Here is a 21,337-nt window from a genome sequence, read left to right on the forward strand (position 1 = left end):
CAACCGGCTTATAGCCGCTAGCATGAATGCGCGCATCACAAAGCTGCAACAGCTGAGGCAAGAGCGCCACCCTCTGGTGGCGCTGGCAACCCTTGCCTTTGCAATGCGGCTTGTTCTGCTGGTTCTCGCCAGCGCGCTGACGCCGGACACAGCTGTTGCAGCGGGCCTTACCAGTCTCTGCCAGCCCTCCGGGCAGGAACAAAGTCTTCCTGGACCACACAACCCGCTGACCTGCCAATGCGGCCCGGTCTGTGCTCATGGCTGCGCTATCGCGCCCTGCCTTGCGAGTGCTTTCGCCCCTGTGAACCTGTCACCCGAGATTTCCGCCACTGAACGTGTTCCGGCAGGGCAACAGGCTGTTCTGGCCGTTCCTTATCGAGCTACTGCCATCAGGGCTCCCCCTTCCTTGATCTGAAAGAATATCCAACTTCTCAGACCTCAAGGAATAGCATTATGAAACTCTGGAAATCCGTTGCGGCTGCAGCCGCCCTTTCGCTTGTCTCCCTGTCCGCCCTTGCCAGTGACTACAAGGTTGGTGAACTGACGCTGACCCAACCGTGGACCCGCGCGACACCGCCCAAAGCAAAGGCTGGTGGCGGTTTCGTCGAGATCGTCAACAACGGCACCGACACAGACCGCCTTGTCGCGGTCAGTTCAGATGTTGCCGCCAAGGTGGAAATCCACGAGATGGCAGTCACTGACGGCGTGATGAAAATGCGCAAGATGGAAAATGGCATCGACATCCCGGCCGGCGAAACGGTTGCGCTTCAACCGGGTGGCTTCCACATCATGTTCATGGGCCTGAACCAATCCTTCGAAGAAGGCACCAGTATTCCGGTTGTCCTGACCTTTGAAAAGGCCGGGGACGTTGCCATTGAACTTCCTGTTGCCAAGATGGGCGCCAAGGCACCTGATGGCGAAGCTGCGCATGGTGCGATGGACCATAGCAAGATGGATCACGGCAAGAACTGAGCCCCGTCAGCGGGCGCTGTCTCGATGAAGAGACAACGCCCGGCAATTTCTTTTTCAAGCGTCAGAGCCGCCAGCCCGTCTCGAAGCCGGCACTGAAGGCTCTGGCCAAAGCAGGACGAAACCGATGTCTGGTTTGAAACTCTTCCGGTATGTGGCCTGGGCTGCTGTTGCCGTGCTCGCTGTCGTGTCCGGTGTTCTGGTCTATCAGCAGACTGCCGGCAACAATGGCACCGGTGCCTTGATCGAGCCGCTTGCGGCCATTGGCGGCCCGTTCGAACTTGTCAGCGGCACCGGCGAAACGGTGACCGACGAGACCTTCTCCACCAAGCCGACGGTGATGTTCTTCGGCTTCACCTTCTGTCCGGACGTCTGCCCGACCACGCTTTCCGAACTTCAGGGCTGGATGGCCGAACTCGGACCGGATGCGGACAAGCTCAACTATGCTTTCGTCACTGTGGATCCGGAACGCGATACGCCCGAAGTCATGCGTGACTATGTCTGGGCATTCGACAAGCGTATCGTTCCGCTGACCGGTTCGCGGGAACAGATCGATGCGATGCTGAAGGCGTATCGGGTCTATTCCAAGAAGGTGCCACTTGACGATGGCGACTATACGATGGACCATTCCGCTGCCGTCTACCTGATGAGCGCCGACAACAAGTTCGTCGGAACCATTGCCTATGGTGAGGCGGAGGAAAATGCCCTGAAGAAGCTGCGCAGGCTGATCGACAACGCGCCTGCCTCTTCCTGAGGCGATAGCTGGAGCAAGCCGGACACGATGCGCATGCCGCTGTTCATGGGACTGACCGCCGTCGCGGCGGGCCTCGTCGCGCTTTCGGCGTTTCTGTGGCTGTACGCCGGTGAGCGGGTTTATGCCGACCGCCTGATCTCGGCGATTGCCGGCTGCTTCTGAAGGCTGCATGTCCAAACAACGCCTCGATCAGCATCTTGTCGATACGGGTGTCTTTCCGAGCCGCGCACGGGCGCGTGACGCAATCCTGCGCGGAACGGTGAGCGTCGATGGTCATCTATGCACCAAACCGGCGCAGAAGACTTCGGCGGACGCCAGCATCACGGTTGAAGATCCCGCTTCCGGTTATGTCAGCCGGGCCGCGCTGAAGCTGATCGAAGGCCTCGACCGGTTCACGGTCGACCCCGCAGGCCGGATCTGCCTCGATATCGGCGCGTCCACAGGCGGATTTACCCAGGTTCTGCTGGAACGTGGGGCCAACAAGGTTCACGCCATCGATGTCGGGCATGGTCAGTTGCACGACAGTCTGAAGTCAGACCCGAAGGTGGCCGCACGCGACGGCCTCAACGCCCGGGACCTGACCTTACAGGACCTTGGAGGAGACGCCCCGGCTCTGCTTGTCTCGGATGTCAGCTTCATCTCGCTAAAGCTTGCCCTTCCTCCCGCTCTTGCGCTGGCTGCACCGGGTGCTGAAGGCGTCTTTCTGGTGAAGCCGCAATTCGAGGCGGGCAAGGACAAAATCGGCAAAGGCGGTCTGGTCGATCCGGCAATTGCCGAAGAGACCGCAAAATCCCTGCAAGCATGGCTGGGCACCATTCCCGGCTGGCATGCAGGCGACCTCGTCCCCTCGCCGGTCAAGGGTGGTGACGGCAATGCGGAATGGCTGCTCTACGGAAAGAAAGCCGACTGAGGGCTGTCGCCTTTCATCTCCTTCGACGTCTGGTGAAAGCGTAAAAGCCTGTTTCCATCAAGGGAGCGGAATGCACGTCCCATGATCAAGACTTGCCCAAACCCCTACTTGGCGTTATCGCTCGCCCATGAGCGAGAGAGAGATTGAAATCACCACGCTCGGTCACCGCGGCGACGGCGTTGCCGAGACGGAGACCGGGCCGATCTACGTGGCAGGGGCCCTGCCCGGGGAAATCGTCCGGGCGAAAGTCTTGGACGGGCGCGCCCAAAAGCCTGTGATCGAAAAGCCGTCACCGGACCGGGTCGAACCCGTATGCCGTCATTACTCCGCCTGCGGCGGCTGTTCCGTGCAGCACCTTGCGGAAGAGCCATACCTTGTCTGGAAAAGCGGGCTGGTCGAAAAGGCCTTGCGCGACCGTGGCAACGAGACCGAAGTTTCCGGAACGATAGCTGCGACCATGGGAGGTCGCCGCCGGGCTGTACTGACGGCTACCCGCGCCGGACGCCACACCTTGCTCGGTTACCATGAAAAGGCCAGCCACAGGCTGGTCGATATCGCCGAATGCCCGGTGCTCGACCCGGTCATCGTTGAAGCGCTGCCCGGCCTCAAGTCCCTTGCCTCGGAAGTGCTTCCGAAAAAGGGTGAACTGCGGATGACCGTCCTGGTAACGACCACCGGTCTGGATGTGGCTCTCGACAAGGCCGACAAGGGGTACGAGCGCAAGATTCCAGCCCTGTCGCAAAAGGTCGTCGATCAGAACCTTGCGCGGCTTTCGGTCAACGGTGAAGTCATTCTGGAGTTGCGCCCGCCGCTGCTCGACATGGGCGGCATCGGCATTGTTGCCGCGCCCGGCGGGTTTGCCCAGGCGACGCTGGCAGCGGAACATGCGCTTTCCAAGCTGGTAATTGACGGTGTCGGCAAGGCCAAGACAATTGCAGATCTCTTCTCCGGCGTCGGCACATTCGCGCTCAGGCTCGGCCGACAGGCAAATGTGCATGCGGTCGAAGGCGATGCTGCGGCACTGGCCGCCTTTGACAAGGCCCTGCGCAAACCCCAAGGCCTGAAGAAGGTAACCTTTGAACGGCGAGACCTGTCACGCAGGCCGCTGGTGAAGGAAGAGCTGGAGCCTTACGACGCCGTGGTTTTCGACCCGCCGCGCGCAGGCGCTCAAGCCCAGGCAGAGCAACTGGCGCTATCCAAGGTCAAGACGATTGTTGCCGTCTCCTGCAATCCGGCGACGCTTGCCCGGGATCTGCGCATCCTGCTCGACGGCGGTTACGTGCTGCAAAGCGTCACACCGGTGGACCAGTTCCACTATTCGCCCCATATTGAAGCAGTGGCGGTGTTGACCAGACCTTGATCGGGGAGTGAGCCATGAGCGCGGCGGATGAGGAATTCGGACCTGTCAAAGGAACCCGCAGCCTGCCGCCGCTCCTGAGCCTTGCCCGGCGAACGCGCTATGCGCTTTACCAGGGCAGCCGGGTCGCGCTCTACACCCTTCATTCCGAAGCCATGCGGCGGATGAACCGGGATCTCCAGAAACAGCTTCCGGAAACGCCGAAGGTGGTGCCGACCGGCCCGGTGCCGAGCCAGCGGCGCATGCTGTCGGACATCGTCAAGCTGTTTGCGGATGATCTGAAGTCCGTCGAGGACGGGATTTATCCGCTGCCTTCCGATGGCACCATGACGCCGGGCGAGCTGATCGCGACCAGCCGTGCCTTCTTCAAGGACGTGCCGGAGGTGGCACGCCGTCGCGCAAGCGGTGCACATCAGGAGATCAATTCCACCGAGGGGTTTGCCGCAGCACTGCCGCGCTATTACCGGCAGAACTTTCATTTTCAGACCGATGGCTGGCTGTCGGAGGAGAGTGCCAGGCTCTATGACTTCCAGGTGGATGTGCTTTTTTCAGGTGCCACTGCCGCCATGCGTCGACGGGCCCTGGTACCCTTCGCCAGGATCTTGCGCCGCAAGGACCAACGCCACGTTTCGTATCTTGATATCGCCTGCGGCACCGGCGGTCTCTTGCGGCCCGCCCTGGCCGCATTTCCGCGCCTCAAGGGCACGGGGCTCGATCTGTCGGAACCCTATCTGAACGTTGCCCGTGAGCGCCTGCCGTCGCGCCGTGCCGGCTATATTTGCGGCCTGGCCGAAACCCTGCCGTTTGCGGACAATTCTCTCGACGTCGTATCCTGCGTCTTCCTGTTCCATGAACTGCCGCCGAAAATCCGGCGTCAGGTCATCTCGGAGGTCGCACGCGTTCTGAAACCCGGCGGCTCCTTCCTTTTCGTCGACAGCCTGCAAACCGGAGACGTGCCGGAATATGACGGCCTTCTGTCGGTCTTTCCGCAGCTTTTCCACGAGCCCTATTTTACCTCTTATCTCAGCGAAGACCTGACGGGTATCGCCAAGGCGGCAGGGCTCGAAGAGAGCTGGATGGTGCCTGCCTTTGTCTCCCGCGTCGCGGAGTTTATCAAAAGCGACTGATCTTTCAGTATTACTGAAAAATCTCATTCCTTCTCTTGAGACTGAAAACAATCAGGCGTATATCGAACGCCATGAGATTGGATCTATGGCTCTTGCAGACAGGGGAAAGCCGCAGCGCCTTTGCGCGCCGCGCCAACCTGTCGCCTGCCTCCGTAACCGCCCTATGCAATGACCCCAATGTCTGGGTCTCGCGGGATATGGCCCGCAAGATCGCCATTGCCACCAATGGCGCCGTAACCCCCAACGACTTTCTCGGACTGTCTACAACCAAGGAGCATCCCGTGTCCCAGGCCCGTGTCGCAGAAGCAATCCGCGCATTCGAACGTGGAGAAATGGTGGTCGTGACTGACGATGACGACCGCGAGAACGAAGGCGATCTGATTGTTGCCGCCGCCAAGGTCACGCCGGAACAGATGGCCTTTATGGTGCGTCACACCTCAGGCATCATCTGTGCGCCGATGACGGTTGCCCATGCACGGCGCCTGCGTCTTGACCCTATGGTTGCCGAAAATGATGCTCCGCTTGCGACCGCCTTCACCATTTCCGTGGACTACCGCCAGGGTCTGACCACCGGCATTTCGGCCGAAGAGCGCTGCTCTACCGTACGCGCACTTGCAAACCCCAATGTCGGCGCTGATGACTTCGTCCGCCCCGGGCACATCTTCCCGCTGGTGGCCAAGGAAGGCGGTGTCATGATCCGCTCCGGCCATACGGAAGCTGCCGTCGACCTGTGCCGTCTCGCCGGACTGGAGCAGGTTGGCGTCATCAGTGAGCTGGTGAACGACGATGGCACCGTGAAACGCGGCCAGCAGGTTGCCGAGTTTGCAGCCGAACACGACCTGAAGATGGTTTCCGTTTCGGACCTGATCGCCTGGCGCCAGCGTACCGAGAAACTGGTGGAACGGGTCAACGAACAGCCCGTCGACACGGTTTTCGGCCCGGCCTATGCCACCACCTATTCCACCCCGTATGACCCGATGCACCATCTGGCCATCGTCTACGGCGACATTCTGGACGGCCGCAGCGTGCCGGTGCGCCTGCAACTGGAATCCGTGCTCGATGATGTCTTCGGAGACGTCCAGCCACTCGACCAGATCATGAAACACTTTGCGGATCGCGGTCGGGGTGTCATCGTCTATCTCCGCGAAGGGTCGGTGGGCGTTGCCCGTCAGTCCAAGCGGCCGAGATCCGACTTTGAAGCCGCTGATTCCGAGGAACACAGCTCCGCACAAGCTAGACAGGAACAATGGCGTGAGGTCGGGCTTGGTGCACAGATCCTGAAGGACCTGGGCGTCAGTTCAATTCGCCTGCTGGCCTCCCGTGAGCGTCATTACGTTGGGCTGGAAGGCTTCGACATCAAGATTGACGAAACAGAGATCCTCGACACCTGAGGATCCTTCGGAAGGGGCCATTCATGGCGGCGAAGAAAGAGGCAGTCAAACAAGAGGAAAACGTGAAGCCGACACCGGTGCCCTTCACCGTCGGCTTTAACCGCAGTCAGAGCGAAAGCATTGTCTACGGCAGCCTCATCCTCGGCATTCTGTTCGCCGTGATCGGGATTGTCGGCAATCTTCCCTTGCTGGCCCTCGCCGCCCTCGCCCCGCTCGCAATTGCCTTCTGGCACTATCCGATGATCGAAAAAGGCAAGCCACAGCTCGGCGCCAACGAAGACGGGCTTTATGTGGAACGCATCGGTTTCATCGACTGGGCCGCAATCCGGATGACGGACGTCAAACGGACGTCCGTCCGCAACATCGAGCTGGTCCGGCTGGACGTCCTCCTGACCCGTTCACTGGATGACGCCGTCACCAAGGCACAGACCTTTCCGGTCTGGAAAAAGTTCATGATGCGCAACTGGAAGCGCACGCCGCGCGAGCATGGCCGGGAGCTGATTGCGATCAACCTTCACACGCTTGCAGCCGACCCGGAAGAAATCCTGAGCCGCATCCGCGCCTTCAAGTTTGTCTGAGATATCGCGGCCCCGGCACCAAGCCGGGCCGCAATTTATTGGAAGACGACCAAACCAAGCCTGCTCATCGTGATCATCCTGGCCGGGCAAAGCCGGAACCAGGATGAAATGAGACGAGCAGACCCAGGCAACCCTACATCAGGTTTTCCTTGAAGAAGTCGACGGTTCTCTGCTCTGCGAGCTTTGCAGCCTCTTCGTCGTAGCGCGGTGTTGTATCGTTATGGAAGCCGTGGTTCACGCCCGGGTACATATGCGCCACGTAGGTCTTGCCGTTGGCCTTCAGAGCTTCCTCATACGCCGGCCAGCCCGCATTGATACGCTCGTCCAGCTCGGCATATTGCAGCATCAGGGGCGCTTCGATCTTGGAGACATCTGCAGGATCCGGCTGACGTCCATAGAAAGGCACGCCCGCGGCAAGCTCCGGATAGGCGACCGCAATTGCATTGACCACACCGCCGCCGTAGCAGAAACCAACCGCCCCAACCTTGCCGGTGCTGTCGTCACTGTTGAGGAGATACTCGAAACCGGCGAAGAAATCGTTCATCAGCTTGGTGCCATCGACCGTACGCTGCAATTCGCGGCCCTGATCGTCGCTGCCCGGATAACCGCCGACCGATGTCAGTCCGTCCGGCGCCAGCGCCATGAACCCGGCCTTGCCGAGGCGGCGCGCGACATCCTCGATATAAGGATTGAGACCGCGGTTCTCATGCACGACCAGCACCGCCGGCAGCTTGCCGGTCGCACCTGCGGGCTTCACCAGATAACCGTTGACCTCGCCATGGCCGTTTGGTGACGGGTAGGTGATGCGTTCGGTGACGATCCCCGCATCATCGGGAGCAACCTGTTGTGCCAGCGCATAATTGGGCGACAGCTGATCCAGCAGCATGGCCGCCGTCAGTCCACCAACCGCGAATTTTGCTGCCCCGTTCATGAACTCGCGCTTGGTAATCTTTCCATGCGCGTAGAAATCATAAAGATCCAGAAGCTCCTGAGGAAAATCCTTTGCCGTCATACGGCGCACAGGCGTCATTTCATTCATGTCATTACTCCCTGAAATGCATGAGACGTCATGCTGGAGATAAAACTAGAGAGATGACGGGCAAGGTCCATGGCCCTTGCCTTCCGGAATTGTAACGAGTTGTAACGCTGCGAAGTTGCCCGTCAGCCGATCTGGCCGCGATGACGCAGGAAATGGTCCGCCAGAACGCAAGCCATCATCGCTTCGCCGACCGGCACCGCGCGGATGCCGACGCAAGGGTCATGCCGGCCCTTCGTCATGACGTTGACCTCTTCACCCTTGCTGGTGATGGACTTGCGCTCGGTGAGGATCGATGACGTCGGCTTGACCGCGAACCGGACAACCAAGGGATCGCCGTTGGAGATCCCGCCCAGAACACCGCCGGAATTGTTGCTCAGGAAGACGGGCCGGCCGACATCATCAAGGCGGATCTCGTCTGCATTGTCTTCACCGGTCAGGCTTGCGGCATCGAACCCGTTGCCGACCTCGACCCCCTTGACCGCATTGATCGACATCATCGCAGCAGCAAGATCCGTGTCCAGCTTGCCGTAGATCGGCGCGCCCCAACCGGCGGGGACACCTTCAGCAACGACTTCGATGACGGCACCGACGGAAGACCCGGCCTTGCGGATACCGTCCAGATAGTCTGCCCAGAATGCGGCGGCCTTTGCGTCCGGAGAAAAGAAGGCGTTGTTGTCGACTTCCGCCCAGTCCCAGTTGGCCCGGTCGATCTTGTGCGGCCCAACCTGCACCAAAGCGCCGCGAACGGTTACGCCCTGCAATACCTTGCGTGCGACGGCCCCGGCGGCAACGCGCATGGCAGTTTCGCGCGCCGAGGATCGTCCACCGCCACGATAGTCGCGGATGCCATATTTGGCGTCATAGGTGAAGTCGGCGTGGCCGGGACGGAACCGGTCCTTGATCTCCGAATAGTCCTTGGAGCGCTGGTCGGTGTTTTCGACAAACAGTGAAATCGGCGTCCCGGTCGTTTTCTGGATACCGTCCTCGTCAACCATGACGCCGGACAGGATCTTCACTTCATCCGGCTCGCGCCGCTGCGTGGTGAAGCGGGACTGGCCCGGCTTGCGCTTGTTCATGAAGCCCTGAATATCGGTCTCCGTCAGGGGAATGAGCGGCGGGCAGCCGTCCACCACGCAACCGATAGCGGGACCGTGGCTTTCGCCCCAGGTGGTGACCCGGAAAAGATGACCAAAACTGTTATGCGACATGAACGGTGACCGAGGCTTGCAATTGAACTGTCAGGCGCCGAGCGATACGCCATCGCGCCCGCAAGCTCAAGCCCGCAGCCGGGAATACAGGTATTTTTGGCAAGTCCATTCGTCCACCACCCTTGTCAAAATTAAAGGCAAGTAGATTTCGAATGGAAGCTGGCGTCCTTGGTACGCGTTTCACGATGTCTTGAATTAACGACCTAGGAAATCGCGCGAACCGTTCGCAAAAATTCGACCCTTGATTTGCTAATCCTTAAACCTCTACCGTTATTACACGTTGGGATCTAATAAACACCAAGAGGCAAAACGTTGCGGATCAGGGGCTGGCTGACTGGACTGATCGTATTTCTGCTGGCACCCAGCCTGCTCTTTGCCTCACTCTGGTTTCATAATAAATTCGAGAAGGTCAACTCGATCGACCACAGCCTGGCCGGGCTGCACCTGATCGAGGCACTCGGGCCGCTGATGCAGGAAAAAGCGCTCACCGGCAAGATCAGGGAGACGCCGGTCCAACTGCGCGAACGCCTGGAAACACTCGGGGGAGATGAGCTTTCCGCCGACCTCGTTCAGCCGCTCGACACCTTCCTGAACGAAGGCAACATTCCGCTCGCGCTTCGGCAGGCCCGTATCCTCGCCTCGATGATCTCCCAGGTCACCAGGCTGAGTTCGACTTCATCTTTCGAGACCGCAAAACTTCCGCATCTGATCACCGACACCATGCCGACCGTCGTGATCGAATCCGCGATCATGGCAAGCAATGCGAAAAGCATTTCCAGCCGGGGCGAGATCAATGTCTGGGACAAGATGCTGATCCCCGTGCAGGGAGGCCAGTACAAGATTGCCGCCGACGGGGCATCGCGGGACACGGTTGATTACTTTAACGACCTGACCGGTGAGCAAGCCGATCTCTTGCAAAAACAGGCGAGAGCCTTCCGGACAACGAACGTCGCCTTTCAGACCGCAGGCTCGAAACTGCTCTCTTCTACTATCACAGCCTCAAAGGGGGCGGATGTCATCGCCCAGCCTGTGGTGGAGATGCAGCCAGCTCTGGTCAGTGCCGCTTTCGACCTTTGGCAATCCACCGTCGATTATCTCCTGATGGACCTGCAGAGGCAGCGGTCAGAGACGCTGTTTGCTGTTGCCCTGGCCGGTCTTGTCGGCGGACTGGTCATTGTAGCGGCCTTTGCAATTGCCATCGCCCTGTCGCGCGCACTTGCCGACCGGACGCAGCAGGAATTCGAAAATCTCGGATTTCACGACCCCCTGACCGGACTGCCGAACCGCCGCGCCCTTCTGAATACGATACGCAACCTGCCACCGGCAGAGCCGAGAACGCGCACGGGCGCAATCCTGATAGACCTGCGCCAGTTCAAGAAGGTGAACGACCGGTTCGGGGACCACAACGGCGATTCACTTCTGCGCCAGGTGGCCGAACAGCTGACCCAGCACGCGGAACCGGAAGACTTCCTGTGCCGGACAGGCGGAACGGAGTTCCTGTTTCTGCGTCCGCGCCTCAAGAAGGCGGCGCAGTTCGAGCAACTGGCTTTCACACTTCTCCAGGAGATTGCGACCGACCGGATCATCGGCAACAACAGATCGGCGATCGAGGCGAATGCGGGCATTTTCATCAGCAGTCCGGGCGAGCAGGTCTTCGATCATTTGCTGACCGATGCGGCTCTGGCCCTGAGAGCGGCCAAGCAAAAGGGGCCGCGCAAGTTCGATCGCTTCACCCCTGCAATGCGCGCTGCCTTCGAGGAAAGCGACGAGATTGCCAAAGAGCTGCAGAATGCGCTCAAGAACGGCAATATCGTTGCCTGGTTCCAACCGCAGGTGAATATTCACACGGGCGAAGTTGTGGGTGCAGAAGCCCTCGCCCGGTGGATTGATGACGACGAGATCCGGTATCCAGGCTCTTTCCTGCCCGCCGCAATGGAAGTCGGGTATCTGGAGGAGATCGAGGAGGCCGTGCGCAGCCGGGCGCTGAAATTTGCCGCCAGCCTGAGCGGCAAGACAAGGCCAGCCATACATCTGGGCCTGAACGTGACCGCCAGTCTGCTGACAAGCGCCAAGGCGGTGGATGCGCTCCACAGGCAGGTGCTTGACCTGGGACTTCAGCCTGCAGATGTCAGCCTGGAAATCCTGGAAGCGGTGATGATCGACGAAATCACGGCCACCCCCATCAAGCAGAATATCGCCCGCCTGTCGGAACTGGGGTTCTTCATCGAACTGGACGACTTTGGAACCGGCCATTCAAGCATTTCGAGCCTGCGCGATCTGAAGGTTGACCGGGTCAAGATCGACAGGAGCTTCATTTCCGGCGTCGATGCCGATCCCGCCCTGCAGAAATTCACCAGTGCGCTGATCAATCTTGCCAAGAGCCTCGACATCAGTGTCCTTGCCGAAGGTGTGGAAACCGAAGCCGAGCGTGACTGGCTGAAACGCCACGGTTGCGACGTCATCCAGGGGTTCCTCATATCAAAGGCCGTTCCCGACAGCGACCTTGCGATGATGATCCTGAAACAGAATTTTGCACACCCGATGCCCGCCCTGGAACGACACGGCCCGCTGCGCAGTCAGGCCTGACCGACCGCCTTCGGCACCATGTTCGCCTGCCGTTTCTTGAATTCGGCAGCTGCCAGAGAAAACCCGCCGTCAGCCCCGTCGACGAAATGGATATGCCGGCTTTTGCCGATATCCTCGACAAAGCAGGTCATCAGGGCGGACGTGGACACATGCAGCCCGAACACCAGATCCCCGGCGGCGTAGCCAGCTTTCAGATAGTCTTCGACCCCTGCAAACTGCTCCGGTGTCAGATCCAGCACGAGCTGCAGGCTGTCGCCGACCTTGCGATGGTCAGTGTTGAGGCCAAGTTCGGGAAAGTATCGTTTCGGGTCAAAAGGGCCGATGCGCCAGCCCGTGTGATAGCTGATGACGAAGACCATCGCCTCCAGCAACGCCTTTGCCCATCCGCGGAAGTCTTTTCCCGGTGATCCCAGGCGCACCTCATGACGCGTACCGGTTGGTGGAAAGCGAAAACGAAGACGCGTCTTGTCCGCAAGTCTCATCCGGCTGTCATCCCTCGAGGGATCATAGCCGAGTTTATCGGCCAGCCCCCGCAGGACATCCTGCATTGGAATACGTCCGGTCGGCTTGACGATCAGGGAAACGATGTGTCCATTTCGTGAAGGAAGCGGTTCCCATCTGCAGGAAAGCCCATCGAGCGGTGGTAACGCGGCATCGGGGAGAGAGATCTCAAACGGCTGCGCTTTTTCCGGATCTTTCAGAATATTGTCCGCGACGGCCAGGCCATCCCCCAGGATCATGGCCAGGTGATTGCCCGGGCTGAGCTGGTACTTGCGCACGCGGACGTCGCCCCCAAGATCCCGCAGATGAGCGACCGGAATCGCAGCGGCGCGCAGCTCCAGCTCCATGACCTGGCGTGCCAGACCGACAACACCGGCCAGCGCGTCGCTGGCTGCCACGACATCGTGTTCGGACACGACCAGCATCGCGCCGTCTCCACCGAAGACAAACGGTACACGGTCGCTGCCGATCCGGTTCAACACCGCGGCGATCACCGCGGCGCCAACCATGTTGACTTCCTTGTACCGGCCCTGTGCGACCGCATCGCTGGAGCGAACTATGTCGGCAGCAAGAACGTACCAGTCGTCCGGCACCGGCCGGTAATCGGCCAGATCCCCGACCGTGCTGAAATCTGAAAAGCTTGGCAGTTCGCTATAAAATTCATTGGCGGACACGGCACCTGACCCGGATTGTCTCCAGGTTCCCTTGCAATCGCTGTAAACATCTACGCCGCAGCTGCTTCGCCCGATCACCGTCACTGAACAAGCCCGAGGCACGGATGGTCGGGGGTTCCTTTGCAGTGCCCAAGGTCACACGTAAAGCGGCCTTCACATGCGTACATTTCGAACAGCAAACGCTCATGGCACGTTGTACCAGAGGAAACCGAAATGACGTATTCAAGAACCGCTTTCGATCAGGATCTACTGACACTTTCCTACAATCACTATGAGCTGAACGAACTGAGGCAGAACCCCTGGGACACCAACCGGACCCAATTTGAATCACCTGGCGATGCAAACAGCAAGATCAGCCTGTCACACATATCAAGACACACCGCGTGGGCCGTCTACGACAAGGTCGCCCGTTCCGGTGGCGAGATGTATGTCGGGAGACTGGCGCAGACCCAACAGCTTTACCGGCGCTTCAACCTGGAAGATCCGACGCATTTCAACCTGACCCCCGGTCTACCGATCAATGTCCAGAAGCTTGCCCGCTGGTCGGTGTGCATCAACGACTGCTGGATCCTGGGGGCGATTCACACCCACAAGAAATTCTGTCTCGTTACCAAGATCCGCAATCCGGGTGAAATTTACGATTACGGACGCGGCTTCTTCATCGTGACAGGGCGTGAGCTTTATGGCCTGAGCAAGTTCGGCTACGAGCCGGAACGGGAATGGGGAAGCGTGATGACCTTTGTCTGCACCAACAAGCAGAAGGCCGACCGTGCGACGCTCAGGAATTACGCCACCCTCATGGGACAAGCTGCCAATAGCGTTGTCGCAAAAGCGAAGATTTCCCTGTATGCCCAGGGTATCTACTGAGCCAATGGAGGAATGCCGCAGATCCTTGATATGGCGGATTGGTTCCGGCTTATTCTATGGATTGATTGGTGATTTCCGCAGACAGATCTTTCCCGCATGCAGACCTGCAACAGCTTGTCGCAAGCTACAATCGAACGCCGATAAGGGGGCTGTCAAACGATCTCGAAAGCGCCATTACGCCAGACAAAGACCTTGTCCTGCGGCACATCCAGCTTGGGAACGGAAACCGTATCCAGCCCTTCCATCAGGCCGCGCAGAACGCGGAAGACACCGCCATGCGACACGACGACCGAAGGCCGATCAACGGTCACCAGCCAGCGCCCGATGCGCTCGGCCAACATCTTGTAGCTTTCGCCCTTTGGGGGAACGAAGCCCCACTTGTCGGCGCGGCGCTGCAGGATCAGATCCTGCTCTTCCTCTGCCAGTTCTTCCAGCGTGAAGCCTTCCCAGTCGCCGAAGGTGATCTCCTTGAGCTGGGCCTCAAGGCGGTAGGCCTCCACCGGAAGGTCCATGGACTGGCGTAGCAACTCCATTGTCGAGCGCGTGCGGTGGAGCGGTGAGGATACGAAATCCAGACCGGCGGGATCGATCATCTCCTGCTCCAGAAACGCTTTGAGACGCTTGCCATTGCCGCTGGCCTGGCCGCGCCCCGTGTCGTTCAGCGGAATGTCCCTTTGCCCCTGCATGCGCCCTTCGAAGTTCCAGTCCGTCTGGCCATGGCGGACAAAGATCAGGAACTCCGGATCGTGCAGCTTGGGCAGCAGGTCGGATTTCGGGGCACTCAGCACAGATGTCATTTCAGTTTCCGGAATGCGGGATCACCCCTGGCGGGCGGGGCCGGACAATATGAAAATGGCCGGTGCGAAACCGGCCATTCGAAACGGTCAATCCTTGACGACGGAAATGTCCGGAGCGTCCACCGCCTTCATGCCGACAATGTTGTAGCCGCAGTCGACGTGCTGGATCTCGCCGGTAACACCACGGCCGAGGTCTGACACCAGGAACAACGCGCTGTCGCCGACTTCCTCGATCGTCACCGTGCGGCGCAGAGGAGAGTTGTATTCGTTCCACTTCAGAATGTAGCGGAAGTCGCCGATACCGGAGGCAGCCAGGGTCTTGATCGGCCCGGCGGAAATCGCGTTGACGCGAATGTTCTGCGGGCCGAGGTCCATCGCCAGATACTTCACGCTGGTTTCCAGCGCGGCCTTGGCAACGCCCATGACATTATAATGCGGCATAACCTTCTCGGCGCCGTAATAGGTCAGCGTCAGAATGGAGCCGCCGTCGGGCATCAGCTTCTCGGCGCGCTGGGTGACAGCCGTCAGCGAGTAGCAGGAAATGTCCATGGTGCGGGCGAAGTTATCGGAAGACGTATCGACGAAACGGCCGGTCAATTCGGATTTGTCGGAGAAGGCAACGGCATGGACGAGAAAATCGATCTTGCCCCATTTGTCTTCCAGCGTCTTGAAGACCGCATCGATGGAGGCGCCGTCGGTCACGTCGCAATGGCCGACAACAATGGCGTTCAACTGGTCTGCCAGTGGCTCCACGCGCTTCTTCAACGCATCACCCTGGTAGGTCAGAGCCAGTTCAGCTCCCGCGTCGGCCAGTGCTTTGGCAATGCCCCAGGCAATTGACTTGTTGTTCGCCACACCCATGATCAGGCCGCGTTTGCCATTCATCAGTCCGCGCGTTTCCGCCATCGTCGTCTCCGAAAGAATTCCAATACCACCCCAGCGGGCTGGCTTCCTATGGCACAAGGGGTTTGTTCCTTCAAGAGACACGGTGACGGAATGAACCGTCGACGCCAGCGCTTTCAGACACTATGTTGGCGCCCGAATTTTACTGTCAAACTTCACGAGGACCCCGCTCATGGAGCGTACTGCCCATGCCGACCGCTTCGCCGAGATGATCGGCGCAGCCAACGTTCTGACAAGTCCGGACGACCAGGCTCCCTACCTCACCGAATGGCGCGACCTGTATCAGGGCGTCACTCCCATGGTGCTGCGCCCGGGCAGCACCGAAGAGGTGAGCGCCGTCATGACCTATGCGTATCAGAACGATCTCAAGGTCGTGCCGCAAGGCGGCAACACCGGCCTTGTCGGTGGCCAGATTCCGCAGGAAACCGGGGATGAAATCGTCCTTTCGCTGTCACGCCTCAACAAGGTTCGTGCGGTAGATCCGGCCGGCTTCACCATTACGGCCGAGGCCGGTGTCGTGCTGGAGACGCTTCAGAATGAAGCTGAAAACGTCGACAGGTTGTTCCCGCTTGCGCTCGGGGCTCAGGGCTCCTGCCAGATCGGCGGCAACATTTCCACGAACGCGGGCGGCACCGCCGTTCTGGCCTATGGCAACACGCGCGATCTGGTTCTGGGCCTCGAGGTGGTGCTGCCGACAGGGGAGATCTGGAACGGTCTCAGAACCCTGCGCAAGGACAATACCGGTTATGATTTGAAACAATTATTTATCGGTGGTGAAGGTACTCTGGGCATCATTACAGCCGCAGCGCTGAAACTTTTCCCCAGGCCCAAGAAGCTGGAGGCCGCTTTTGTCGGCCTGCCGGACCCGCACGCCGCCCTCAAGCTGTTCACCCTTGCCAAGGCACAGGCCGGACCGGTTCTGACCGGCTTTGAAATCATGCCGCGCGTTGGCGTCGAATTCTGCCTGCGCCACCTGGAAGGCGCACGAGACCCGCTCGAGGGCGAACATGCCTGGTACGTGCTGATGGAGCTGTCCAGTGGTTCTGAAGCCTTTCCGGTGCGGGACCTGATGGAGAGCATTCTCGGCGAAGCATTTGAAGAAGGCCTGGTGGAAGACGCCGCCTTTGCCCAGAACCTGACTCAGGTTCAGGATTTCTGGCACATCCGCCACGGCATGTCGGAAGTGCAGAAGCCCGAGGGTGGCTCGATCAAGCATGACGTTTCCGTGCCGGTTGCCTCGATCCCGGACTTCCTGGACAAGGCCATGGCCGCGGTAGAGGACTTCGTGCCCGGATGCCGGCCTGTTCCGTTCGGTCATATCGGCGACGGCAACATCCACTTCAATGTCAGCCAGCCGGTGGGCGCCGACAAGGAAGACTACCTGGCGAAATGGGATGAGATGAACACCATTGTTCATGGCATCGTCGGCGAGTTCGGCGGCAGCATCTCCGCAGAGCATGGCATCGGCCGCCTCAAGCGCGATCTCCTGAAGGACGTCAAGCAGGGGATTGAGCTGGATCTCATGAAGCGGATCAAGGACGCATTCGACCCCAAGGGACTGTTGAACCCGGGCCGCGTCCTCTAGGGCGCTTGGCCTGCTCTTGAGGGCAGACAGCACGTCCGCAGGTTTGAAAGCCGGTCATCGGCAGATCTCGACAAACAAGAAGTGCCGGTGCCAAAAGCGCCGGCATTTTTTTGCTGTCCGAACCTCTCAAGTCAAAGCGGCTTTGCCAGCGTGGCCTGCATTCCAAATCCGCTTCAATGAGGGATGTATTCTTAAAGCTTTATTCAGCACTCTTTGGTTGCATTATTGTTAGATTGCACGAAAAAGTATCTCATTTCTGAGCGCAAGACTTCCGCAAAAACCCTTTATTTCAGGCGACCCACCATGACGACAACCAAATGGACATGTTCCGTCGACAGCAATGGAACCGCAAATCTTTACTGCGAACTCACCGAAGACGGACAGCAGCCCACGACCGAGAAGGTCAAATTGAAAGGGGTCTGCTATTCCCCGGCCCCAATCAACGGTTCCAACTCCTACGCCCCCGCCCTGGGTGACTGGTATTGGGACGACTTCGAAGCAGGCTCCACTTTCATTTCCAGCTGGTCACCCTTGCTGTCCCGCGACTTCCCCAATTTCAGAAACCTCCACAACAATGCACTACGGGTCTACTGCATGCTGTCACGGCAGCTGGAAGGCAACGGAACCTTCCCTTCCCCCTGGAACAACGGTCACTATTTCACGCATAAGAATTTTCTGGACCTGGCCTGGGACAAGTCTGCTCCACCAGAAGCAAAGATGCGCCGGTCCGTCCTGGTCGGCGTCCCCCTGCCTGCCACGATGTTCTGGAAGACCCAATACGACCAGGCCTCAAAAACAGAGATTGATTACTGGACGAATGTCCTGCGGGAGACCGTCAGATCCGTAGCAGATCATCCGGCGGTGATGGGGTTCACCATTCAGAACGAACAGGACGGCGCCGACGTTTGCTACAACAATCCGGACTGGGCCGCTTTCTGGTGGGGCCAGGTGGAGACAATGGCAGCCATCGTCAAGGAAGAAGCTCCTGGCAAGCTGGCCGGCATGGCCACCCACGACGACCCGAACATTCCCCTGAAGGCGTCCTCCTACATGGAGAACTGCCCGAGCATCGACTTCTGGGGCGTCAACACCTACCAGACCGAGACCTTTGAAAGCATCTTCAAGGACTACGGCAGCCTGCCGCCAAAGGCGCTGAAACCCGTTCTCTTCACCGAGTGGGGCATGCCGGCAACCAGTCACCGGGACCCGAACAACCCCGGAACCATTTATGCAGACGATCAGACCTGCAGCAAGGCGGCGCAAGTTGCGCAGAAAATGCTGCCTCAGGCCTTTGCTCATCCGCTTTGTATCGGGCTTTACTACTTCGAATATTGCGATGAACTGTGGAACCAGCCTGAAGCCCCCAACATCTACACCTGGTGGGGCGGTCCGCCTGCGCCCGGTTTCCCCAACGGATACTGGGACAACGACGGCTTTGGCCTCGTTTCGGTGCAACGGGGTCCCGGCCTGCCTAACGACGCGCCCATCTGGGCAAACACCGGCCCAAAGTTTCCGATAGATGTGCACACGAACAGAAACAATCTGTTCTCGACTGTTGCGAATGTTTTCAAGACGACAACTTGAGCTGACAAGCTGCGGAGCCGGCGCACCCCAAGCCGGTTTTGCCACGTCGGCGTAGCCGAACTTCGTGATTTACTGATCTCTACTTGGAAAGCGCCAGGTCTCAGCTATGTAAAAGCACCTAGTGCCGGGGAGGCCTGCCCCGCCCGCAACAGCCTCAAGGGATCAATTGTCAAAACTGGCAGGTTGCCGAAGTTTCTTCGGTGCTGGGGATAAGGTTCGTTCGATCTGCCAAATACGAATGCCCCATCAACGTATGCATTGATACGGTCAGGATCCTGATCTGTCAGCAGTTTACGGGAACGGCAACCAGGTCCGGGTTCTGGTTTTGCCGGTCATAAAGCCTGTTTTCAGGCCCCCCATTTTCCCCAGCTTCCACCACCATACGGACCTGCCAGACCGGTTAGGTGGAACGTTAGCCGATTCAGTCACCATGTCACGGGTGAACCGGCGCGTACGCACCCCTGTCATAAACGACATTATCTTTCGATTTAAGCCGGCTTTTTCCTTGGCTAAACTTCTTAATTTGACAGCGTCCTTTTGAAAACTCGCAGAAAAAATCCTGAAAAGTTAAATTTTTCCTAAAATCGTCTTCAAGCTCACAGGCAGAGCGGAAACAGCGACAGGAGAAAAACTGGGTCGGGACTTGCGGCATGTCCTGACGATGACGAAACGCAAGATTCGCTATGTAAAATTTACATGCGCAGTGCCCGTCATCTACAAAAATTACAATATGAAACGTCTATGACCTCATAAAAATAAGCTATTTGTAAATATGGTAAGCAAAAGGTTAATGGTGTTTCATAGGCGCTAATAAGCCATCCGGTCTGGAGACCCAAAATGGGCAAAAGACCTAACGAAAGAAACGGGCAGCGAGGCGGAACGTCGTTGCTCATAGACAGTGCACGGGGGGGAGCGGTTCCAAACGGTCCCTCCAATGGAGGCCACAATGCAGGTTCAGAACTTAGCTGGTTCGGATCAATGGGATCGTGTGAAAAAGGAACTGAGAAACGAGCTCGGTGACGATGTATTTTCCAACTGGTTCGGCAGAGTAAACCACGAAGAAACCACGGGCGATGCAGTCCGCCTGTCGGTACCCACCCGCTTCCTGAAAAACTGGATCCAGAACAACTACGAGAAGCAGCTCGTCGGACTCTGGAAACGTGAGCAGGACGATATCAACCGTATCGAGCTAACCGTTCGCGGTGCTCTGCGTCCTCGTCAACTCAATGTCGGTCTTGCCCCCAAGGCGATCTCCGCCCGGCGGATCAGCGGCCGTCCCGGCCCCTTCAGCAGCACGCCCCAATTCGGCGCGTCCCATGGCATGTCGGTCATTCCGTGCCTTGCGGACAGCAACGAGGATGCGGCGGCGGATTTCCTGAACGGTGCGTCTCTCAATCCGAAACTGACCTTCGACACCTTTGCCGAAGGCGCTTCGAACAGCCTTGCCTGTGCCGCCGTGCGCCAGATGGCTGCCGGCCACCAGGGCACGCTGGACTTGCTCTATATCCATTCGTCCACCGGCATCGGCAAGACCCACCTGCTGCAGGCAGCGGCGGCCGAAGCTCGCAAGACGGGACGGCAGGTTGCCTATCTGTCGGCTGAATTCTTCATGTACCACCTGGTGCCTGCTCTCAGAACGCCGGCCTTCCCGGTGCTGCGCCAGGCAATGCGCTCCATCGACCTGCTCCTGGTTGACGATCTCCAGTTCCTGCATGGCAAGCAGGCCGCGGACGAGTTCAGCAAGACGCTGGAACTGCTCATGGAGTCGCCGACCCAGATCATCATGGCAGCCGACCGCTCGCCTGAAGACCTCGATACGCTTGGCGATGCGCTGCGCTACCGGATCCAGAAAGGTGAAGTCGTCGGCATCCAGTCAACCGATTATGCGCTGCGCCACGATATCCTGAAGAAGCGGATCACCGCAGCGCGTCGCACACATCCGGGCTTCTCCGTTCCCGAAGATGTAGCCGACTACATCGCGCGCTACGTGATCGCTTCGGCCCGCGACCTGGAAGGCGCTCTCAATCGCCTGTTCGCTCACAACCAGCTGACAAAACAGCCGGTGACGATGGACCTGGCGGAAAAGACCCTGCACGACCTGGTGCGGATCGGCGAGCCGCGCTCCATCAAGGTGGAAGAGATCCAGCAGGTGGTGTGCAAGCATTTCAGCGTTACCAAGGCGGACCTCCTCTCGTCGTGCCGGGCGCGCACATTGGTCCGTCCGCGCCAGATCGCGATGTATATCACCAAGGTGATGACCGGACGCTCACTGCCGGAAATCGGCCGGCGGTTCGGCAACCGTGATCACACCACCGTGTTGCATGCGGTCCGCAAGATCGAGGACATGGTGTCCAAGGACAAGGCCCTTGCACAGGAAGTCGAACTCCTGAAGCGGCTGGTCCACGCCTGATCTGTTTCCGGGGACACCCCTCCCTCGGAAAACCTGCGGCGGCGGGCTTGCCCGTCTCCGCGATTGCCCTGCCCCCAATTCAGGGCAATCACCCTTC

The 21,337-nt window shown here is 59.0% G+C and carries 19 protein-coding genes; 14 read left to right on the plus strand and 5 right to left on the minus strand.

Annotated features, from left to right (window positions below):
- Nucleotides 1–22: 22 nt before the first annotated feature.
- From HEP89_RS02165 to HEP89_RS02200, 9 genes are all read left to right on the plus strand, one after another.
- Nucleotides 23–415: a hypothetical protein gene (locus HEP89_RS02165; protein WP_168691244.1), complete on the plus strand. Its 393-nt coding sequence runs from the start codon at nt 23–25 to the stop codon at nt 413–415.
- Between the two features lie 38 nt (nt 416–453).
- A complete protein-coding gene (locus tag HEP89_RS02170; RefSeq protein ID WP_023001863.1) occupies nt 454–972 on the plus strand; it encodes a copper chaperone PCu(A)C in 519 nt (172 codons plus the stop codon).
- Nucleotides 973–1,096: 124 nt separating this feature from the next.
- Nucleotides 1,097–1,723, plus strand: coding sequence for an SCO family protein (locus HEP89_RS02175; RefSeq protein ID WP_168691245.1), 627 nt, complete (start codon nt 1,097–1,099; stop codon nt 1,721–1,723).
- Nucleotides 1,724–1,756: 33 nt separating this feature from the next.
- On the plus strand, nt 1,757–1,885 hold the full coding sequence (locus HEP89_RS29795) for a hypothetical protein (RefSeq protein WP_286201017.1): 129 nt from the start codon (nt 1,757–1,759) through the stop codon (nt 1,883–1,885).
- 7 nt (nt 1,886–1,892) lie between these two features.
- Complete coding sequence (locus HEP89_RS02180) at nt 1,893–2,633, plus strand: TlyA family RNA methyltransferase (protein ID WP_168691246.1); 741 nt, start codon at nt 1,893–1,895, stop codon at nt 2,631–2,633.
- A gap of 127 nt (nt 2,634–2,760) precedes the next feature.
- Complete coding sequence (locus HEP89_RS02185) at nt 2,761–3,993, plus strand: class I SAM-dependent RNA methyltransferase (RefSeq protein ID WP_168691247.1); 1,233 nt, start codon at nt 2,761–2,763, stop codon at nt 3,991–3,993.
- 14 nt (nt 3,994–4,007) lie between these two features.
- Nucleotides 4,008–5,117 carry a class I SAM-dependent methyltransferase gene (locus tag HEP89_RS02190; protein ID WP_168691248.1) on the plus strand — a complete coding sequence of 370 codons (1,110 nt, stop codon included), beginning with the start codon at nt 4,008–4,010 and terminating at the stop codon, nt 5,115–5,117.
- A gap of 71 nt (nt 5,118–5,188) precedes the next feature.
- Entirely contained in the window at nt 5,189–6,508 is a 1,320-nt protein-coding gene (ribB, locus tag HEP89_RS02195) for a 3,4-dihydroxy-2-butanone-4-phosphate synthase (RefSeq protein WP_031269683.1), read from the plus strand.
- Between the two features lie 23 nt (nt 6,509–6,531).
- Nucleotides 6,532–7,086 (plus strand): hypothetical protein, encoded by a 555-nt coding sequence (locus tag HEP89_RS02200; protein ID WP_023001869.1) that lies wholly within the window; start codon nt 6,532–6,534, stop codon nt 7,084–7,086.
- 133 nt (nt 7,087–7,219) lie between these two features.
- Here HEP89_RS02200 and yghX read toward each other — a convergent pair whose 3' ends face one another.
- Both yghX and aroC read right to left on the minus strand, forming a co-directional pair.
- Nucleotides 7,220–8,107 carry a YghX family hydrolase gene (yghX, locus tag HEP89_RS02205; RefSeq protein ID WP_031269684.1) on the minus strand — a complete coding sequence of 296 codons (888 nt, stop codon included), beginning with the start codon at nt 8,105–8,107 and terminating at the stop codon, nt 7,220–7,222.
- Between the two features lie 140 nt (nt 8,108–8,247).
- Nucleotides 8,248–9,333 (minus strand): chorismate synthase, encoded by a 1,086-nt coding sequence (gene aroC / locus HEP89_RS02210; protein WP_168691249.1) that lies wholly within the window; start codon nt 9,331–9,333, stop codon nt 8,248–8,250.
- 312 nt (nt 9,334–9,645) lie between these two features.
- On the opposite strand from aroC, the gene HEP89_RS02215 reads away from it, so the two are divergent.
- A complete protein-coding gene (locus tag HEP89_RS02215) occupies nt 9,646–11,919 on the plus strand; it encodes a bifunctional diguanylate cyclase/phosphodiesterase (protein ID WP_168691250.1) in 2,274 nt (757 codons plus the stop codon).
- Here HEP89_RS02215 and HEP89_RS02220 read toward each other — a convergent pair.
- Complete coding sequence (locus tag HEP89_RS02220) at nt 11,910–13,094, minus strand: DUF3095 domain-containing protein (RefSeq protein WP_209014388.1); 1,185 nt, start codon at nt 13,092–13,094, stop codon at nt 11,910–11,912. The two genes, HEP89_RS02215 and HEP89_RS02220, sit on opposite strands and share 10 nt — an antisense overlap.
- Nucleotides 13,095–13,307: 213 nt before the next feature.
- On the opposite strand from HEP89_RS02220, the gene HEP89_RS02225 reads away from it, so the two are divergent.
- Nucleotides 13,308–13,961 (plus strand): hypothetical protein, encoded by a 654-nt coding sequence (locus HEP89_RS02225; RefSeq protein WP_062490119.1) that lies wholly within the window; start codon nt 13,308–13,310, stop codon nt 13,959–13,961.
- 152 nt (nt 13,962–14,113) lie between these two features.
- Here the strand turns inward: HEP89_RS02225 and HEP89_RS02230 are convergent, their stop codons facing one another.
- Entirely contained in the window at nt 14,114–14,758 is a 645-nt protein-coding gene (locus HEP89_RS02230) for a histidine phosphatase family protein (protein WP_168691251.1), read from the minus strand.
- A gap of 87 nt (nt 14,759–14,845) precedes the next feature.
- Nucleotides 14,846–15,664 carry an enoyl-ACP reductase FabI gene (gene fabI, locus HEP89_RS02235; protein ID WP_023001876.1) on the minus strand — a complete coding sequence of 273 codons (819 nt, stop codon included), beginning with the start codon at nt 15,662–15,664 and terminating at the stop codon, nt 14,846–14,848.
- Between the two features lie 169 nt (nt 15,665–15,833).
- Between fabI and HEP89_RS02240 the strand changes: the two genes are divergently transcribed.
- From HEP89_RS02240 to dnaA, 3 genes are all read left to right on the plus strand, one after another.
- Nucleotides 15,834–17,246, plus strand: a complete 1,413-nt coding sequence (locus HEP89_RS02240; RefSeq protein WP_152511754.1) for an FAD-binding oxidoreductase — start codon at nt 15,834–15,836, stop codon at nt 17,244–17,246.
- A gap of 303 nt (nt 17,247–17,549) precedes the next feature.
- Nucleotides 17,550–18,830, plus strand: a complete 1,281-nt coding sequence (locus tag HEP89_RS02245) for a hypothetical protein (protein WP_168691252.1) — start codon at nt 17,550–17,552, stop codon at nt 18,828–18,830.
- Between the two features lie 946 nt (nt 18,831–19,776).
- Nucleotides 19,777–21,240, plus strand: coding sequence for a chromosomal replication initiator protein DnaA (dnaA, locus tag HEP89_RS02250; RefSeq protein WP_168691253.1), 1,464 nt, complete (start codon nt 19,777–19,779; stop codon nt 21,238–21,240).
- Nucleotides 21,241–21,337 lie beyond the last annotated feature (97 nt).

Origin of the sequence: Labrenzia sp. 5N (assembly GCF_012395805.1) — a bacterium.
Lineage (GTDB): Bacteria > Pseudomonadota > Alphaproteobacteria > Rhizobiales > Stappiaceae > Roseibium > Roseibium algicola.

Excerpts from the sequence above, each read along its gene's own strand:
- HEP89_RS02165 (WP_168691244.1), top strand. The coding sequence starts at position 23 with ATGAATGCGCGCATCACAAAGCTGCAACAGCTGAGGCAAGAGCGCCAC.
- HEP89_RS02170 (WP_023001863.1), top strand. The coding sequence starts at position 454 with ATGAAACTCTGGAAATCCGTTGCGGCTGCAGCCGCCCTTTCGCTTGTC.
- HEP89_RS02175 (WP_168691245.1), top strand. The coding sequence starts at position 1,097 with ATGTCTGGTTTGAAACTCTTCCGGTATGTGGCCTGGGCTGCTGTTGCC.
- HEP89_RS29795 (WP_286201017.1), top strand. The coding sequence starts at position 1,757 with ATGCCGCTGTTCATGGGACTGACCGCCGTCGCGGCGGGCCTCGTCGCG.
- HEP89_RS02180 (WP_168691246.1), top strand. The coding sequence starts at position 1,893 with ATGTCCAAACAACGCCTCGATCAGCATCTTGTCGATACGGGTGTCTTT.
- HEP89_RS02185 (WP_168691247.1), top strand. The coding sequence starts at position 2,761 with ATGAGCGAGAGAGAGATTGAAATCACCACGCTCGGTCACCGCGGCGAC.
- HEP89_RS02190 (WP_168691248.1), top strand. The coding sequence starts at position 4,008 with ATGAGCGCGGCGGATGAGGAATTCGGACCTGTCAAAGGAACCCGCAGC.
- ribB (WP_031269683.1), top strand. The coding sequence starts at position 5,189 with ATGAGATTGGATCTATGGCTCTTGCAGACAGGGGAAAGCCGCAGCGCC.
- HEP89_RS02200 (WP_023001869.1), top strand. The coding sequence starts at position 6,532 with ATGGCGGCGAAGAAAGAGGCAGTCAAACAAGAGGAAAACGTGAAGCCG.
- aroC (WP_168691249.1), bottom strand. The coding sequence starts at position 9,333 with ATGTCGCATAACAGTTTTGGTCATCTTTTCCGGGTCACCACCTGGGGC.
- HEP89_RS02225 (WP_062490119.1), top strand. The coding sequence starts at position 13,308 with ATGACGTATTCAAGAACCGCTTTCGATCAGGATCTACTGACACTTTCC.
- HEP89_RS02230 (WP_168691251.1), bottom strand. The coding sequence starts at position 14,758 with ATGACATCTGTGCTGAGTGCCCCGAAATCCGACCTGCTGCCCAAGCTG.
- fabI (WP_023001876.1), bottom strand. The coding sequence starts at position 15,664 with ATGGCGGAAACGCGCGGACTGATGAATGGCAAACGCGGCCTGATCATG.
- HEP89_RS02240 (WP_152511754.1), top strand. The coding sequence starts at position 15,834 with ATGGAGCGTACTGCCCATGCCGACCGCTTCGCCGAGATGATCGGCGCA.
- HEP89_RS02245 (WP_168691252.1), top strand. The coding sequence starts at position 17,550 with ATGACGACAACCAAATGGACATGTTCCGTCGACAGCAATGGAACCGCA.
- dnaA (WP_168691253.1), top strand. The coding sequence starts at position 19,777 with ATGCAGGTTCAGAACTTAGCTGGTTCGGATCAATGGGATCGTGTGAAA.